The sequence below is a fragment of the Streptomyces eurocidicus genome, from assembly GCF_002891295.1.
GTDB classification, from domain to species: domain Bacteria; phylum Actinomycetota; class Actinomycetes; order Streptomycetales; family Streptomycetaceae; genus Streptomyces; species Streptomyces eurocidicus.
This window is the reverse complement of record NZ_LGUI01000005.1, coordinates 433,791-451,357: the sequence shown is the minus strand read 5'-3', so window position 1 is coordinate 451,357 and position 17,567 is coordinate 433,791. Positions and strand designations below refer to the sequence as shown.

11 protein-coding genes are annotated in these 17,567 nt (G+C 73.6%); 5 read left to right on the top strand and 6 right to left on the bottom strand.

Going from position 1 to position 17,567, the window contains the following annotated elements:
* The first annotated feature begins 446 nt into the window (after window positions 1-446).
* From AF335_RS18885 to AF335_RS18875, 3 genes are all read left to right on the top strand, one after another.
* Entirely contained in the window at window positions 447-8,006 is a 7,560-nt protein-coding gene (locus AF335_RS18885) for a non-ribosomal peptide synthetase (RefSeq protein ID WP_102919561.1), read from the top strand.
* An 83-nt stretch (window positions 8,007-8,089) separates the two neighbouring features.
* Window positions 8,090-8,320: an MbtH family protein gene (locus AF335_RS18880; RefSeq protein ID WP_102919560.1), complete on the top strand. Its 231-nt coding sequence runs from the start codon at window positions 8,090-8,092 to the stop codon at window positions 8,318-8,320.
* Entirely contained in the window at window positions 8,317-9,549 is a 1,233-nt protein-coding gene (locus AF335_RS18875) for a cytochrome P450 (RefSeq protein ID WP_102919559.1), read from the top strand. The genes AF335_RS18880 and AF335_RS18875 overlap by 4 nt, the downstream gene beginning before the upstream one ends.
* Window positions 9,550-9,660: 111 nt before the next feature.
* On the opposite strand, the gene AF335_RS18870 is transcribed toward AF335_RS18875, so the two are convergent.
* From AF335_RS18870 to AF335_RS18850, 5 genes are all read right to left on the bottom strand, one after another.
* Window positions 9,661-10,677 (bottom strand): aldo/keto reductase family protein, encoded by a 1,017-nt coding sequence (locus tag AF335_RS18870; RefSeq protein ID WP_102919558.1) that lies wholly within the window; start codon window positions 10,675-10,677, stop codon window positions 9,661-9,663.
* A 66-nt stretch (window positions 10,678-10,743) separates the two neighbouring features.
* Window positions 10,744-11,604, bottom strand: a complete 861-nt coding sequence (locus tag AF335_RS18865) for an amino acid ABC transporter permease (protein ID WP_102919557.1) — start codon at window positions 11,602-11,604, stop codon at window positions 10,744-10,746.
* Between the two features lie 22 nt (window positions 11,605-11,626).
* On the bottom strand, window positions 11,627-12,271 hold the full coding sequence (locus tag AF335_RS18860) for an amino acid ABC transporter permease (RefSeq protein WP_102919556.1): 645 nt from the start codon (window positions 12,269-12,271) through the stop codon (window positions 11,627-11,629).
* 8 nt (window positions 12,272-12,279) lie between these two features.
* Window positions 12,280-13,281: a glutamate ABC transporter substrate-binding protein gene (locus AF335_RS18855; RefSeq protein ID WP_102919555.1), complete on the bottom strand. Its 1,002-nt coding sequence runs from the start codon at window positions 13,279-13,281 to the stop codon at window positions 12,280-12,282.
* Between the two features lie 17 nt (window positions 13,282-13,298).
* Window positions 13,299-14,042: an amino acid ABC transporter ATP-binding protein gene (locus AF335_RS18850; RefSeq protein ID WP_102919554.1), complete on the bottom strand. Its 744-nt coding sequence runs from the start codon at window positions 14,040-14,042 to the stop codon at window positions 13,299-13,301.
* A gap of 205 nt (window positions 14,043-14,247) precedes the next feature.
* Here AF335_RS18850 and AF335_RS18845 point away from each other — a divergent pair, with 205 nt between their 5' ends.
* On the top strand, window positions 14,248-14,994 hold the full coding sequence (locus AF335_RS18845; RefSeq protein ID WP_102919553.1) for a GntR family transcriptional regulator: 747 nt from the start codon (window positions 14,248-14,250) through the stop codon (window positions 14,992-14,994).
* 94 nt (window positions 14,995-15,088) lie between these two features.
* On the opposite strand, the gene AF335_RS18840 is transcribed toward AF335_RS18845, so the two are convergent.
* Window positions 15,089-15,529 (bottom strand): DUF6278 family protein, encoded by a 441-nt coding sequence (locus tag AF335_RS18840; RefSeq protein ID WP_102919552.1) that lies wholly within the window; start codon window positions 15,527-15,529, stop codon window positions 15,089-15,091.
* 139 nt (window positions 15,530-15,668) lie between these two features.
* Here AF335_RS18840 and AF335_RS18835 point away from each other — a divergent pair, with 139 nt between their 5' ends.
* On the top strand, window positions 15,669-17,519 hold the full coding sequence (locus tag AF335_RS18835; RefSeq protein WP_376697878.1) for an SGNH/GDSL hydrolase family protein: 1,851 nt from the start codon (window positions 15,669-15,671) through the stop codon (window positions 17,517-17,519).
* The last annotated feature ends 48 nt before the right edge of the window (window positions 17,520-17,567 follow it).

Below are 17,567 nucleotides of genomic sequence, written 5' to 3'. Positions count from 1 at the left end.
GTGCGGACAAGGGCGTACCGAAGGCAAAAACGAGCGTGATCCTCTCACCGAGCGGCGGACCGCGTCCACGCTTTGCCCGACAATTGCCCGGGGGCCCTTTATCGGGCATATGTTCCGGCCAATATTGCCGGGGCGGGTCTCCACCGGCGGCCGCGGGCCGCGCGCCGGCGCCCGGCCGCCCGGTGGTCCGGTGGCGCCCGGCGGTCGGCACCGCACGGAGTTCGTACCAGGGCCTTACCCAAGGTTCCCGGAAAGCGATCAAGTCGCGCACAAGAACGGCCGAAATCATCCACGGCGGTGGTCCGCATCGCGACGTTCTGCGACATGATCGCTACACATTGTTCGCCGGGAGCCACCGGCGGACGCTGTGCCCTGTCCACATGCGGCCAACCGGAGCGTCGGCGCCGCCGTGCTCCGGGAAGCCTGCGCAGAGGAGTTGTTGACGCGTGTCCGCACAGCACCACTCACCGCGCCGCCTTCCCCCCACCGGTTCCCACGGCCCCGTCGAAGGGGCCGCGCTGCCCGCGACCCTTTCGGAAGCCTTCACCGGGCAGGCCCGCCGTACCCCCGGCGCGACCGCTCTGGTGTGCGGGGACATCACCCTGACCTACCGCGAGCTCGACCTCCGCGCCGACCGGCTGGCGCGCCGGCTGGCGACGGAGGGGATACGCCCGGGCAGCACCGTGGCGGTCCTGATGGAACGCTCGGCCGAGCTCGTCGTCGCCCTCCTCGCGATCGTCAAGTCCGGTGGCTGCTATGTGCCGCTGGACCCACGACAGCCGGCCGCCCGATTACGGTGGATCCTGGAGCAGACCGGGGCCCGGGTGCTCCTGACGGGCGGCACGGGAACCGGCCCCCGGGACCGTGGCCCCGACGCGACGATCGGCGCGGGCCTGCGGACCCTGCCGGTGACCCTCGGCGAAGGGCCCGGCGAGGACGCGCCCGCCGTCCCCCTCTTCCCCGCCGAGCCCCGCCAGCTGGCGTACGTGATGTTCACGTCCGGCTCCACCGGCACGCCCAAGGGCGTGGCCGTCACCCATGAGAACGTCGTCGGTCTGGCCCGGGACCAGGCATGGCGCGGCGGCGCCCACGGGCGCGTCCTGCTGCACTCCCCGCACGCCTTCGACGCGTCCACCTACGAGCTGTGGGTGCCCCTGCTGTCGGGCGGTGCCGTCGTGGTGGCGCCGCCCGGTGAGCTGGACGCGCGCGCCATCGCCGCCGCGGCCGAGGACGCCGGGATCACCGGGCTGTGGGTGACGGCGGGGCTGTTCTCGGTGCTGGCCGAGGAGGACCCGCGCTGCTTCCGGGGCGTGCGCGAGGTGTGGACCGGCGGGGACGCCGTCTCGCCCGCCGCCGTGCGCCGGGTGCTGCGCGCCTGCCCCGACACCGCCGTCGTCAACGGCTACGGACCGACCGAGACCACCACCTTCGCCACCTGCCACCGGGTCGCCGACGCCGGCGGGCTCGGCACCGTGGTGCCCATCGGGGCGGCCATGGCCGGGATGCGCACCGAGGTGCTCGACGCCGGGCTGCGGCCGGTGTCCCCGGGCGAGGTCGGCGAGCTCTACATCGGCGGCTCGGGACTGGCCCGCGGCTACTGGAACCGCCCCGGGCTGACGGCCGAGCGCTTCGTCGCCGACCCGCTGGGCGAGCCCGGTGCCCGCCTCTTCCGCACCGGCGACCTCGTACGCCATGGTCCGGACGGCCTCCTGGAGTTCGTCGGGCGCAGCGACGACCAGGTGAAGATCCGTGGTTTCCGGGTGGAGCCCGGCGAGGTCGAGGCGGTGCTCGCGGGTCACCCGGGCGTCGGTCAGGCCGCGGTCGTGGTCCGCGAGGACCGGCCGGGGCAGAAGCGGCTCGTCGGCTATGTCGTGCCCGCCGAGGAGGGCGGGCCCGGTCGGGCCGCGGCGGCGCCGGACTCGGTGGGCGAGTGGCGGGAGATCTACGACTCGCTGTACAGCGACACCGCCCGCGCCCGCTTCGGCGAGGACTTCTCCGGCTGGAACAGCAGCTACGACGGCCGCCCGCTGCCCCTTGAGCAGATGCGCGAGTGGCGCGAGGCCACGGTGGAGCGGATCCGCGAGCTGCGGCCCCGCCGGATCCTGGAGATAGGCGTCGGGACCGGCCTGCTGATGTCCCGGCTGGCCCCCGGCTGCGACTCCTACTGGGGCACGGACCTCTCCGGCCAGGTGATCGAGGCGCTCGGCGGGCTGGTCCGCCGGGACCCCGAGCTGGCCGGCCGGGTCGAGCTGCGCACCCGCGCCGCCGACGACTTCGACGGCCTGCCCACCGGCTTCTTCGACACCGTCGTCATCAACTCGGTCACCCAGTACTTCCCCGACGCCGCCTATCTGACGGACGTCCTGACCCAGGCCCTCGGCCTGATCGTGCCCGGTGGGGCGGTCTTCGTCGGCGACGTCCGCAACCTGCGGCTGCTGCGCGCCTTCCACACGGACGTCCAGCTGCGCCGCCCCGGTCTGCCGGACGATCCCGCCGCCGTCCGCGCGGCCGTGGAGCACGCCGTGGTCCGGGAGAAGGAGCTGCTCGTCGACCCGGCGTTCTTCGCCGAGCTGGCGCACGTCGTGCCCGGCGCCGAGGGCAGCGAGGTGCGGGTCAAGCGCGGCCGGTACGTCAACGAGCTGACGCGCTACCGCTACGACGCCGTCCTGCGCAAGGCGTCCGGCCTGCCGGACCGCACCGCTCCGCCCGTGCGGGAGCTGCGGTGGGGCCGGGACGTGGCGGACCTGGCGGAGCTCGCCACCCGCCTCGACGCGCGCGAGCCCGTCGACATCCGGGTCACCGGCGTGCCCGACGACCGGGTGGCCCCGGTGGCCGGGGCCCTGCGCGCCCTGGCGGACCGGCCGGACGCGGCGGGCGTACGGGCCCTGGACGCCCGCGCCGACGCCGACGCCCCGCTCCTGGAGGGCTTCCACGAACTGGCCGCCGCCATGGGCCTGCGGGCGTCGGCGAGCTGGGCGGCCGGGGACCCGGACGGCCCGGCGGAAGGCGGCGCCCTCGACGTCGTCCTCACCTCCGGCAGGCCCGGCACCCGCAGCGCCGGAGCGCCGCGCCCGGCCGGGCTGCCACTCGCCTCGCTGGTCAACGCCCCCGCGACGGCCCGGGATACCGGCGCCCTGGTCTCCTCGGTCCGCGCCTTCCTGCGCGAGCGGCTTCCCGAGTACCTGCTGCCGGCCGCGACGGTGGTGCTGGAGACGCTGCCGCTGACGCCCAACGGCAAGGTCGACCGGCGCCGTCTGCCGGCCCCGGACACCGCCTCCGCCGAGGACGGGCGGGCCCCGCGCGACCCCATGGAAGAGCTGCTGTGCGGGCTGTTCGCGGACATCCTCGGGGTCTCCCGGGTCACCATCGACGACAGCTTCTTCGCCCTCGGCGGGCACTCCCTGTCCGCGACCCGGCTCAGCACCCGGCTGCGGTCCACGCTCGGCCTGGAGCTGCCGGTGCGCAGCGTCTTCGAGACCCCGACGGTCGCCGGGCTGGCCGAGGCCGTGCGCCGGGCGTCGGCCGGTGACCGGCCCGCGCTGGTGCCGGCCGAGCGCCCCGAGCGGGTGCCGCTGTCCTTCGCCCAGCGCCGGCTGTGGTTCCTCGACCGCCTCCAGGGCCCGGGCGCCGCCTACAACGTCCCGCTGGTCCTGGACCTGCGGGGCGAGCTGGACGAGGCGGCCCTGCGGGCCGCGCTGGCCGATGTGCTGAAGCGCCACGAGAGCCTGCGCACGGTCTTCCCCGAGACCCGGGGAGTGCCCCGGCAGCGCGTCCTGGACGGCGCCGTCGCCCGGCCGGAGCTGACGGCGGCCGCCGTGCCGCCGGAGGAGCTGGACGCGGCGGTGGCCGCGGCCGTCCGGCAGCCGTTCGACCTCGCCACCGAGATACCGGTGCGGGCCCGGCTGTTCACGACCGGCCCCGCCACCCATGTACTGGCCCTGGTCGTCCACCACATCGCGTGCGACGGCTGGTCGCTGGCACCGCTGTGGCGGGACCTCGCCGACGCCTACGCCGCCCGCCGGGCCGGCCGGGCGCCCGCCACCGAGCCGCTGCCGGTGCAGTACGCCGACTACACCCTGTGGCAGCGCGAGCTGCTGGGCGACGCGGACGACCCGGACGGCCTGGCCACCCGTCAGATCGCCTACTGGACCGAGGCGCTGGCCGGGCTGCCGGAGCGCACCGAGCTGCCCGGCGACCGGCCCCGGCCGCAGGTCGCCTCGCACCGCGGCGACACCCTCCACTTCACCGTCGACCCCGATCTGCACCGGCGGGTGACGGAGCTGGCCGAGCGCTGCGGGGCGAGCCCGTTCATGGTGCTGCACGCCGCGCTGGCCACCCTGCTGACGAAGCTGGGCGCGGGCACCGACCTCGCGATCGGCACGCCGGTCGCGGGCCGCACCGACCACGCGCTCGACGGCCTCGTCGGGTTCTTCGTCAATACGCTGGTGCTGCGCACCGACACCTCCGGGAATCCGGCCTTCCGCGATCTGCTGGCCCGGGTGCGGGAGACCGACCTGGCGGCGTACGCCCATCAGGACGTGCCCTTCGAGCGGCTGGTCGACGCCCTGGCCCCGTCCCGCGGGCTCGCCCACCACCCGCTGTTCCAGGTGATGCTGGCCCTGCAGAACGCCCCGGAGGGCGCGGCGGAGCTGCCGGGTCTGACCGTCGCGGAGCGCGCGGTGAGCACCGGGGCGTGCCGGTTCGACCTCTCACTGAGCCTGCGGGAGCGGCGCGACGCCGACCGGCGGCCGGAGGGCATGGACGGCGTCGTGGAGTACGGCACCGACCTGTTCGACCGGAGCGGCGCCGAGCGGCTCGTCCACCGGTTCCTGCGGCTGCTCGACGAGGTGACCGCCGACCCCGGGCGCCGGCTCGGCGGGCTCGACGTGCTGCTGCCGGAGGAGCACGGGACGCTGCTGGAGCGGAGCGGCGACGGGGCCCACGAGGTGCCCCGGCTGCCGCTGCCCGCGCTGTTCGAGGCCCAGGTGAAGCGGACCCCGGACGCGGTCGCGCTGATCCACGACGATGGCACCGGAGCCACCCGGACGCTGACGTTCCGGGAGTTGAACGCCGAGGCGAACCGGCTCGCCCGGTATCTGATCGCCTGCGGCGTGGGGCCGGAGCGGTTCGTGGCGATCGCGCTGCCCCGCACCGTCGACTCGGTCGTCGCGACCCTCGCGGTGCTGAAGGCGGGCGGCGCCTACCTGCCGCTGGACGCCCACTACCCGGCGGCGCGCCTCCGGCTGATGCTGGAGGACGCCCGGCCGGCCCTGCTGCTGACGGACAGCACCGTCACGCTGCCGCAGACGGAGGGCCCGGCGGGCGCCGGGCCGCGCCGGATCGTGCTGGACCGGGAGGAGACCCGGCGCGCCGTGGCCCTGCACTGGGACGTGGACGTCACCGACCACGAGCGCGAGCGGCCGCTGCTGACCGGCCATCCCGCGTACGCCATCTACACCTCCGGGTCCACCGGCCGCCCCAAGGGCGTGGTCGTGACCCACTCGGGCGTCGCCGGCGTGGCCGAGGCCAATGTGCGGCGGTTCGGGGTGAGCGGGTCGAGCCGGATCCTCCAGTTCGCCTCGCACAGCTTCGACGGAGCGGTGTGGGAGCTGTGCGGCGGGCTGCTGACCGGGGCCACGCTGGTCATGGCCCCGCCGGACGTCACGGCCCCGGGCCCGGACCTGGCCGCGCTGATCCGCCGGCAGCGGATCAGCCACGCGACGCTGCCGCCGGCCGCCCTGACGGTGCTGGAGCCGGAGCAGCTGCCCTCCCTGACCTCGATGATCGTCTCCGGTGAGGCGTCGTCCGGGGAGACGGTGCGCCGCTGGTCGGCCGGGCGCCGGTTCATCAACGGCTACGGGCCGACGGAGACCACGGTGTGCGCCACCCTCAGCGCCCCGCTGACCGGGGCCGGCAACCCGCCGATCGGCCGGCCGACCGTGGGCGCCCGCGCCTACGTCCTGGACCGCGACCTGTGCCTGGTGCCGCCGGGCGTCCCCGGGGAGCTGCACGTCTCCGGGGCCGGGCTGGCGCGCGGCTATCTGCACCGGCCGGGGCTGACCGCCGAGCGGTTCGTCGCCGACCCGTTCGGCGAGCCGGGCACCCGGATGTACCGGACCGGGGACACCGTGCGCTGGACCGAGGACGGCCAGCTGGAGTTCATCGGCCGGGCCGACGGGCAGGTCAAGATCCGGGGCTTCCGGATCGAGCCGGGCGAGGTCGAGGCGGCGCTGAGCACCCACCCCGGCGTGGCCCAGGCGGTGGTGGTGCCCCGGAAGGACCCGCGCGGCGGCACCTACCTGACCGCGTACGCCGTGCCGGCCGCGGGCGCCCCCGCGCCGGACGGGCCGGAGCTGCGCGCCCACCTGGCCGGGCTGCTGCCGGAGTACCTGGTCCCGTCGGCGGTGCTGGTGCTGGAGTCCCTGCCGGTCGCCGCGACGGGCAAGGTCGACCGGGCCGCGCTGCCGGAGCCGGACTTCGGGGCGATGTCGGCGGGCCGGGCGCCGCGCAATCCGCGCGAGCGCATCCTGTGCGAGCTGTTCGCCGAGGTGCTGGGCGTGCCGCAGGTGACCATCGACGACAGCTTCTTCGACCTGGGCGGGCACTCCCTGCTGGTGACCCGGGTGATCAGCGGGGTCCGTCGGCGACTCGGCGTCGAGGTGCCCGTACGGACGCTCTTCGAACGGCAGTCGGTGGCGGCGCTGCTGGACGCGGTCGACGGGCGGGACGGGACTGCGGCCCCCGAGGGGGCGGACGCGGCCCCGGGTTACGGCCCGACGCCGGCCGAGCTCGCGGCGGAGGCGGTCCTGGACCCGCGGATCACCCTCGCGCCCCGGCGCCCGCGCCGGGGGGCCGCCGGCCGGGAGCACGTCCTGCTGACGGGCGCGACGGGCTTCCTCGGCGCGTTCCTGCTGCGCGAGCTGCTGGACCGGACGAGCGCGGACGTCCACTGCCTGGTGCGGGCCACCGATGTCGCACAGGCGGAACTGCGGATCCGCCGGAGCCTTGTGCGGTACGGGCTGTGGAACGAGTTCTCGCGCGGCCGGATCGTGCCCGTACCCGGTGACCTGGAGAAGCCGCTGCTGGGCCTGGCCCCCGAGCGGTTCGAGGAGCTGGCGGGCCTGGTCGACGCGATCTACCACAACGGCGCCCGGGTGTCCGCCGTCGACGGCTACGCCCGGCTGCGGGCGGCGAACGTGTCGGGCACCCAGGAGGTGCTGCGGCTGGCGGCCCGCTCCGGCGGCGCCCCGGTGCACTACATCTCCACGGCCGCGGTGTCGGTCGGCACCGACGAGGCGCTCACCATCGTGCCCGAGTCGCACCGGGTGCGCCCGGAGGCCGTCCTGCCGGGCGGCTACACGACCAGCAAGTGGGTCGCCGAGCAGCTCGTCTGGGCCGCGGCGGACCGCGGGATCCCGGTCACGGTGCACCGGTGCGGACGCGTGAGCGGACACACCGTCAGCGGGGCGGGCTCCAGCCGGGACGTGTTCTGGCAGCTCGTCCGCGCCATGCTCGTCATCGGCGCGGCACCGCGCCCGCCGGCCGGCCAGGACCTGACGCCCGTGGTCGACCTGGTCCCCGTGGACTACGTGGCCGCCGCGGTCGTCCACCTCTCCCGCCGCCCCGGCAGCCGGGGCCTGGCGCACCACCTCACCTGCCCGGCCCCGGTGGACTTCGACACCGTCCTCGGCCATCTGCGGGACTACGGCTACCACCTGGACAGCATGGAACTCGACGACTGGAACCGCGCCCTGCGGCAGCGCGCGGACGCGGAGGCCGAGGCGGACCCGTCCGCCGGAGCGGGGTTGCTGGACGCGGCCGTGCTGCTCACCGACACGCTGCCCGCGCTCGCCCGGCTGGGCCGCCTCCGGCTCGACCGGACCAACACGCTGGCCGGGCTGGCCGGTTCGGGCGTGGATTTCCCGCCGCTGGACGGCGGCCTGATCCGCGCCTACGCCGACCACTTCGTCGCCTCGGGCTTCTTCCCGCCCGCCGGCCCGCGCTGAGCGGGCACCGCGCGGGCCGTCTCCACCGTGCCGGGGCGAGGGGCCCCGGCACGCCCGGCACCCTCCACGAAAGGGCACACAGCATGAGCAATCCGTGGGACGACACCGAGGGCACCTTCCTGGTGCTCGTCAACGACGAGGGGCAGCACTCCTTATGGCCCTCCTTCACCGCGGTCCCCGCCGGGTGGACGGCCGTACGGGGCCCCGCCACCCGTGAGGAGTGCCTCGGCTACGTCGAGGAGAACTGGACGGACATGCGGCCGAAGAGCCTCGTCGAACACCACAACCGTTACTCGGAGGCACGGTCGGCATGAGCGAGAACACGAGCGGGACCCTGGACGGCGACGTGGCCGAGCGCCAGTCGCCCCCCGCCTACCCCTTCAACGAGGCGGTCGCCCTCGAGGTCGACCCGCTCTACGCGAAGCTGCGCGCGGAGGAGCCCGTCGTACGGGTCGGCTGCCCTTTCGGCGAAGACGCCTGGCTGGTCACCAAGCACGCGGACATGAAGACCATCCTCGGGGACCCCCGGTTCAGCCGGGCCCTGGCCGCCGAGCACGACGAGTCCCGGCTGACCCCGCTGCCCATCCACACCAGCATCCTGGGGATGGACTCCCCCGACCACACCCGGCTGCGCCGGCTGCTCTCCCGGGTCTTCACGATGCGCCGGGTCGAGCTGCTCCGCCCGCGCGTCGAGCGCGAGGCCCACCGGCTGATCGACGCCCTGGTCGCCGCCGGCGGGCCCGGGGACCTGATGGAGGGCTTCGCGGTGCCGTTCGCCGGCACCGTCGTCTGCGACCTGCTCGGTGTGCCCTTCGAGGACCGCGAGCAGTTCCGCGGCTGGCTGGACGCCTTCTCCGCCACGACGGTGATGTCGGAGGAGGAGATCGAGGCGGACACCGAGCGGCTGCACGGATACATCGCCAAGCTGATGGTCAGCCGACGGGCCGAGCCGCAGGACGACCTGATCAGCGCCATGGTCAAGGCCAGCGACGAGGAGGACAAGCTCTCCGAGAAGGAGCTCGTGGAGCTGGCGAGCGTGCTGCTGATCGCCGGGCACGAGACGGTGTCCTCGCAGCTCATCGACTCACTGCACGTCCTGTTCACCCACCCCGAGCAGCTGGCGGAGCTCAAGCGCAGGCCGGAGCTGATGCCGCGCACGGTCGAGGAGCTGCTCCGCTACGTCCCGCTCATCTCGCATGTGACCTTCGCGCGCTACGCCACGGAGGACGTCGAGCTGAGCGGCACCCTGGTCCGGGCGGGCGAATCCGTACTGCCCGCGATTCCGTCGGCCAACCGCGATGAATCGGTCTTCGAGAACGCGGACCGTTTCGACCTGACCCGGGAGCACAATCCGCACTTGGGATTCGGATACGGCATCCACCGCTGCCTGGGCGCTCCGCTCGCCCGGCTGGAAATGCAGGTGGCGCTGGATTCCCTGCTGACCCGGCTGCCGGACGTCCGGTGCGCGGTCCCGGTGGAATCGCTGGAATGGAAGGACGGGATGCAGGTGCGCAGTCTGCTGGAACTGCCGGTCGTGTGGTGAACGGCCGCCGGCCGTGAAAGGGCCTGAAAGGACATGAAAGGGGGTGCCTCCCCGCGGACCGCGGGGAGGCACCTTTTCCTCCGGTTTTCCTCCGGTCTCCTCCCGGCCTCCTCAGCCCAGGCGCCAGCCGGGGTCCGCCGGGCTGCTGTCGGCCGTGGCGGCGGGGTCGCGGTTCGCCACCGGCGCGAGCGCGGCGTCGATCGCGGCCATGGTCTCCTCGTCCAGCCGGACGTCGGCCGCCTCGGCATTGTCGGTGATCTGCTCGGGGCGAGAGGCGCCGACCACGGCCGTCGCCACATTGCGGTGCTGGAGCACCCAGGCCAGGGAGAGCTGGGCGACCGTCAGACCGAGGCCGTCGGCGACCGGCCCGAGGCGCCGCACCCGGCCCAGCACCTCGTCGTTCAGCCAGCCGGCCAGCACGGACGAGCCGTCGTTGGAGTCCGTGGCCCGGGAGCCCGCCGGCCACTGGCCGCCCGGCAGGTACTTGCCGGTCAGCACGCCCTGGGCCAGCGGCGACCAGACGATCTGGGACATCCCGAGCTCCTCGCAGACCGGCATCACCTCGGCCTCGGGCACCCGCCACAGGGCGGAGTACTGCGGCTGGTTGGAGACGAACGGGATGCGCAGCTCACGGGCGAGGGCGTGGCCGCGCCGGATCTGGTCGGCGGTCCACTCGGAGACGCCGATGTAGTGCGCCTTGCCCGCGTGGACGAGGTCGGCGAACGCCTCCATCGTCTCCTCCAGCGGGGTGGAGGGGTCGAAGCGGTGGGCCTGGTAGAGGTCCACGTGGTCGGTGCCCAGCCGCCGCAGGGAGCCGTCGATCGACTCCCGTATGTGCTTCCGCGAGAGCCCCATGTCGTTGCGGCCGGGCCCGGTCGGCGCGAAGACCTTGGTGAGGATCTCCAGACCTTCCCTGCGCTCGCCCTTCAGCGCCCGGCCGAGGGATTCCTCCGCCCGGGTGTCCGCGTAGACGTCCGCGGTGTCGAAGGTGGTGATTCCCGCGTCGAGCGCGGCACGCACACAGGCGGTCTCCGTCTCCTCGCTCCTCGATGAACTCCGGGTAAGCCAGTTCCCGTAGGCGAGCCGGCTGACGACCAATCCACTGCGACCAAGATGACGGAAATCCATGTCCCCACGCTAGCAATGGGCTTCGCCCATGATCGGACGAATACCGGATTCCCCGGGCGCATTTCCTTAATGCGCCCCGGCGCCGGGCAGCAGGGTGCCCGGCTCGGCGGGGGCGACCTCCACGGCCTCCGTCTTGGGGCTGCGCCGCTGCCGCTTGGCGGCGAAGGTCGCCAGCCACGACAGGAGCATGCACATCCCGATGTAGATCGGCGAGATGACCATGACGACGGGGATGAACGGCAGCCCGTAGTCGAGATTGCTGGCGATCAGCTTGCCCGCGTGCAGGAACTCCTCGTAGGTGATCAGGAAGCCGAGCGAGGTGTCCTTGAGGGCCACCACCAGTTGGCTGATGATCGTCGGCAGCATCGCACGTACCGCCTGGGGCACCAGGACGTAGCCCATCACCTGCGTCTTGCGCATCCCCAGGGAGTACGCCGCCTCCCGCTGGCCGCGCTCGACGGAGTTCACGCCCGTACGGAAGACCTCGGCGAGCACCGAGCCGTTGTACAGGGTCAGGCCGGTGATCAGGGCGGGCATCGGCTGCACCTTGAGCGCCACGAACACGAAGAAGATCATGACCAGTACGGGCATGGCCCGGAAGAACTCCACCAGCAGCGTGGCCACCCAGCGCACCGGCCGGTGCGCGGAGAGCCGGCCGGTGGCGAGCACGCCGCCGAGGACGAGCGAGAGCACGGCGGCGTACGCGAACGCTTTGAGGGTGTTGCCGAGGCCGCGCAGCAGCAGCTCCTGGATGCCCACGTAGGTGAAGGGCCGCCATTTCTCGGCCGTGAACTGGTGGGTGTCGAAGAGCAGGTAGATCACCCAGGCGACGAAGCCGAGGATCACGACCGTCGAGGCGAGGCCGTAGAGGCGGTGCCGGCGCCGGGCCAGCGGGCCGGGGATGTCGTACAGCGCGGTGTCACTCATGCCGCCTCCTCGCCGCGTTCGCTCACCGGGGCACTCCCCAGCGCTTCTCCAGCACGTTGAAGACCGCGCTGATGGTCAGGGTCACGATCAGATAGCCGACGGCGATCCAGACGAAGGTCCAGATGATGCTGTAGCCCAGCTCGTTGAGGGTCTTGTAGGTGCCGAGGAGCTCGGTGACGCTGAACGACCCGGCGATCGCCGAGTTCTTGGCGAGGGCGATCAGCGTGGAGCCGACCGGCGGGATCACGGAGCGGAACGCCTGCGGCAGGATGACGGCGCCCAGCGTCTGCCCGAAGGTCATGCCGAGGCTGCGGGCCGCCTCGCCCTGGCCGGTGGGCACGGTGTTGATCCCGGAGCGGACGGCCTCGCAGATGAAGGCCGAGGTGTAGCAGCCGAGGGCGAGGACGGCGAAGAGCTGGAAGGGCAGCACCACGCCGAAGCGCGGCAGGCCGAGCAGGACGGCGAAGAACAGCAGGGTGAGCGGGGTGTTCCGCAGGACCGCCACCCACACCGTGCCGAAGGCGCGCAGCGAGGCGACCGGCGCGACCCGGAAGGAGGCCATCAGGAAGCCGACGACGAGGGCCAGCAGCGAGGCGTAGACGGTGAGTTCGACGGTGCCCAGCAGCCCTTCGCCGTACAGGGAGAAATTGTCGGTGAGTACGTTCACGGGGGACCTCAGCTGGCCGGATAGCGGTCGACGGGCGGCGGCTGCGGCGCGGGCACCCCGGACAGGCCGAGGGTGGCGTCGTACGCCTTCTTCCAGTCGCCGTTCTTCTCGTGCGCCTCGATGGCGTCGTCGAGGGCGAAGCGCAGCGCGTTGTCGCCGCGGGGGACGCCGATGCCGTAGGGCTCCTTGGAGAAGGGCTTCCCGGCGATCTTCAGCTCGTCGGGCGCCTTGGCCGCGAAGCCCATCAGGATGGTGTCGTCGGTGGTGACGGCGTCCACCTGATAGCTGAGGAGGTTGTCCACGCAGATGGAGTACGTGTCGTACGCGACGGCGATCGCCTTGGGGTAGTCGCGCCGGATGCGCTGGAGCGGGGTGGAACCGGCCGCGGAGCAGACCTTCTTGCCGGCGAGGTCCTGGGGCCCGTGGATGTCCTTCTCGCCGGTGCGGACGAGCAGGGCCTGGCCGGCGATGTAGTAGGGCCCGGCGAAGCCGACCTGCCGCTTGCGGAGGTCGTTGATGGTGTAGGTGCCGACGTAGTAGTCGATCTGGCCGTTCTGCAGGGCGGTCTCGCGGTTGGCCGAGGCGATGGTGCGGAAGGCGATCGTCTTGGGGGCGAAGCCGAGGGAGGCGGACATCATCCGGGCGATCTCGATGTCGAAGCCGGAGTAGACGCCGGTGGCGGGGTCCTTCTCGCCGAGGTAGGGCTGGTCCTCCTTGGCGCCGACGACGAGGTGACCACGGCTCCTGGCCGCCCGCCAGGTGGGCGAGTCGGGCAGCTGGAAGCCGGTGGCGACCTGGTAGACGGGCAGCTGGTCGGGCTGGGGCCCCTTGACGGGCGGGCTGCCCGCCCTGCCGCAGGCGGCGGCGAGCAGGGCGAGGCCGGTCAGGGCCAGGGCGGCGGCACGGCGGTGGGAGCGCCGGGTTCCGGCGGCGCGCGGCGCGCGCGGCCGCACCGGGGCCCCGGGGGCACGGCGCGGCCGGAGGGTACGGAAGGGATCGGTCCGCCTCATCTGCGCAGTCACCCCGCTCAGTGCTTGAGGATCTTGGAGAGGAAGTCCTTGGCGCGATCGCTCTCGGGAGCGGTGAAGAACTCCTCGGGAGGGCGGTCCTCGACGATGCGGCCGTCCGCCATGAAGACCACCCGGTTCGCGGCGGAGCGCGCGAAGCCCATCTCATGGGTGACGACGACCATCGTCATCCCGTCCCGGGCGAGCTGCTGCATGACCTCCAGCACCTCATTGATCATCTCCGGGTCCAGCGCCGACGTCGGCTCGTCGAACAGCATCACCTTCGGGTCCATCGCCAGCGCCCGCGCGATCGCCACCCGCTGCTGCTGACCACCCGACAACTGCGCCGGATACTTCTCCGCGTGCGCGAGGAGGCCCACTCTTTCGAGGAGTTCCCGCGAGCGCTTGTCGGCCTCCTCCCGGCCGCGCTTGCGCACCTTGATCTGGGCCAGCGAGACATTGGCCAGCACGGTCTTGTGCGCGAAGAGGTTGAAGGACTGGAAGACCATGCCCACCTCGGCCCGCAGCCTGGCCAGCGCCTTGCCCTCGTCGGGGAGCGGCTGGCCGTCCAGGGTGATGGTGCCCGACCCCACGGGTTCCAGCCGGTTGATGGCCCGGCACAGGGTGGACTTCCCGGAGCCCGAAGGGCCGATGACCACCACGACTTCCCCGCGGCCGACGGTCAGATCGATGTCCCGGAGGACATGCAGCTTTCCGTAGTGCTTATTGACATCACGCAGTTCGATCAGGGGATCGACGGCCATACCCAGCCCAACCCACTCTCAGCGCTCTCGCGGTCGACGCCTGCTGTCGGCGCAAACTATCGGCCCAATGGGGGACTCCGCCGGTGACACGCTTATATAGGGGCATTCGTTGTGCATTCCCCTCCATTTGCCCTAGGTACCCAGACCCGGCCTGGGTACCTAGCCTGTGGGGGTCGAACCGGGGAGCTCGGGGGAAGGAGCCGGGGTGGGCGACAGCAGGCCCGTCTACCAGCGCATCGCGGACGATCTGCGCCGCCGCATCGACGAGGGCGGGCTCGCCGTGGGGGACCGCATCCCCTCCCGGTCGGAGCTGAAGCGCGCCTACGCGGCCAGCGACCAGACCGTGGACCGCGCGGTGCGCGTCCTGAAGGCCGCGGGATACGCGGAAGGCCAGTTCGGGCGGGGCGTGTTCGTCACCGACCGGGTGCCGCTGGGCAGTCTGCTGCGCTCCACCGGCGCGGTCGACTCCCCCTTCGCCGCCCGGATGACGGCCCGGGACACGGCGCTGACGTGGGAGGCGTCGTCCAGCGAGGTCTGCGCCCCGGAGCGGGTGGCCGACCGGCTGCGGATCGGCCCGGGCGAGCGCGTGCTCTGCACCCAGTACGAATATCTGGCCAACCGCCACCCCGTCCAGCTCGCCACCAGCTGGGAGCCGCTGGCCATCACCGAGGGCACGGACGTCGTCCTGCCCGAGCGCGGTCCCTACGCCAGGCGCGGGGTGCGCGGGCGGCTGGCGGCCATCGGCATCCGGGTCGTCCGGGCGCAGGAGCTGGTGGGCTCACGGCCGGCGACCACCCCGGAGGCCGAGGCGCTCGGCTGTGCGGCGGGGCAGTGCGTCACGGTCGTCGAGCGCACCCACTTCGACGGCGACGGCCGGGCGGTGGAGACCTCCGACATCGTCGTACGGGCCGACCGCTGGCGGCTGGAGTACGACATTCCCTTCACCAGCTGACCCTCCGGCCTCCCCTGCCCGCCTCCGCGCTCTCCCCCGTCTCTCCCGCCCGTCGCGCTCCGGCCCCTCCCGGGGCCCGGCCCCCGTCACCGCCTCAGTTCTCGGCGAGCTCCGCGTACAGCTGGGAGAGCTCCGGCGCCCCGTCGGCCGCCCACGCCTGCCCCGCCTCGACCACATCGATCTCCCGCCCGTTGGCGAGCCGCACCACCGGCTGGCCGTTGGGCCAGATCCACCAGCCCGCGCCCGGGACCGTACGGACCACGACCGTGCCCAGGTACAGACCCGCGTCGTTGCCGAGCCAGGGCAGCAGCTCCGGGTCGTCCCGCCAGCGCGGCTGGAGCTGGTCGAGCGCCTCCAGGGAGGCCGGGGTGTCGTCGAGCGCGACGCCCGCCGACTGTGCCTGGTCGCGCAGCAGTTCGCACTCCGAGAGCAGCTCGGCGAGCCCCTCCGGGTCCCTGTCGGCCCCGTCCGCCAGCGCCACCCCGTGCGCAGGGCCGTGCCGCTTGCGCCAACCGTCCAAGAAGGGAATGTTCATACCGGCCAGGATCGCACCGACACGGATGGCCCCACCACAGGCGCGCGGCTCCCGGCGTGACCGGATGGCCTCCTTGACGTTGCCCTGACGTCTCCCTAGCTTCATCCCGCCACATTCGCAGCGGGGAAAGCTGGGAGGCATGAGACACATGCGCCTGAGAACGCAGCTCGGCGGCAGACCTCACAGACGGCACGGACGCTGGACGGTGGCCGGCGCCGTCGCGGCGGGCGCGGCGTGCGCCGTGGTCGCCGCGACCACCCCGGCGCTCGCCGCGCCGCCCCGGCCCGGCGGGGAGCCGCTCCCCCTGGAGCGGCTCTTCGACAACACGGCGGCCGGCGGCGACGCCCGCCCCGGCGAGGGCGACTTCGACGGAGCGGGCAATTCCCTGTCCGCCCAGGACCTCGGCGCCGCGGGCTGGACCCCGGGCCGCGTGCTGACCATCGACCGGACCCGGCTGACCTGGCCCCGCTCGGCGCCCGGCCGCCCCGACAACGTCCGGGCGGCGGGCCAGTCGGTCCGGCTCGGCGGCCGCGGCGAGGCCCTCTCCTTCCTCGTCGCGGGGACCACCAAGGGCGCGCCGGGCCCGGACGTCACCGGGACCGGCGTCATCCGCTACCGCGACGGCTCCCGGGCCACGTACCGGCTGACCGCCCCCGACTGGCGGCGCGGACCGCTGACGACCAAGGCCGTCGGCCTGCCCCGGCTGCGCACCCCGGGCGGACCGCGCGCGGAGACCACCCGGCTCTACGCGGTGACCGTGCCGGTCGCGCCCGACCGGGAGGTGGCGTCGGTGACCCTGCCCGACGACCCCGGTCCGGACACCGACCTGCACGTGTTCTCGATGGCACTGCGGGGTCCCACGTACGGGTGGACCGGAAGCTGGGCGGCGTCCCCTTCGGGTTACGCGGCCGTGTCCTGGACCGACCGGACGCTGCGGCTGGTGGTGCACAGCAGCGCGGGCGGGCCGGTGACCAGGCTCCGGTTCGAGAACACCTTCGCGCCGCGTCCGGTCAGGATCGGGCACGCCACGGTGGCCGTCCAGCGCAAGGGCGCGGCGGCGGCCGGCCGGCCCAGGGCACTGACCTTCGGCGGCGGGGCGGGTACGGACATTCCGGCGGGGGCCCAGATGTTCAGCGACCCGCTGGGGTTCCGGGTGCCGGAGGACGCCAATCTGCTGGTGAGCATCCATCTGCCGGGGACCGTTAAGGCGGTGCCCGTGCACAGCTACACCGCCCAGGTGTCCTATCTGACGGCCGACGGCGGCGGTGACCGCACGGCCGAGCAGGGGGCCGGCGCGTACACCGGGACGCTCGACCGCTGGCCGCTGCTGACGGGCGTGGACGTCACCGGCGGGCCGGGCTCCGTGGTGACGCTCGGCGACTCGATCACCGACGGCGAGCGCTCGACGCCGGGGGCCAACGGGCGCTGGCCGGACCTGCTCGCGCGGCGGCTGCGCGGGCAGCACGCGGTGCCCCGGTTCGGGGTGCTCAACCACGGGATCTCCGGCAACCGGGTGGTGACCGACCGCTATCCGGGCGACGGGACCAGCACCATCATGAGCGGGGTCAGCGCCGGGCACCGGCTGGAGCGGGACGTGCTGGCGCAGACGTCGGCCCGCACGGTCGTCGTCTTCGAGGGCGTCAACGACATCCGCTCCGGGACCACGGCCGCGCAGGTGATCGCCGAACTGCGGTCGATCGCGGCGCGGGCGCACGAGCGCGGCATGCGGGTGGTCGCCGCGACCATCGCGCCGTGCGGCGGGTTCTACGACTGCACGGAGACGGCCGAGGCGCAGCGCACCGCCATCAACGCGCACATCCGGCGGAACGCCGGGACGTACGACGCCGTGTTCGACTTCGACGCCGCCATCCGCGACCCGGAGCACCCCGAGCGGATGCTCCCGGCCTACGACGGCGGGGACCACCTGCACCCCAACGACGCGGGCATGCGCGCCTTCAGCGACTCGATCGCCCTGCGCGACCTCGTCTGATCCGGCCGGGCCGGCCTCGCGCCGGCCCGGCCGTGACCGGCGGGGCGG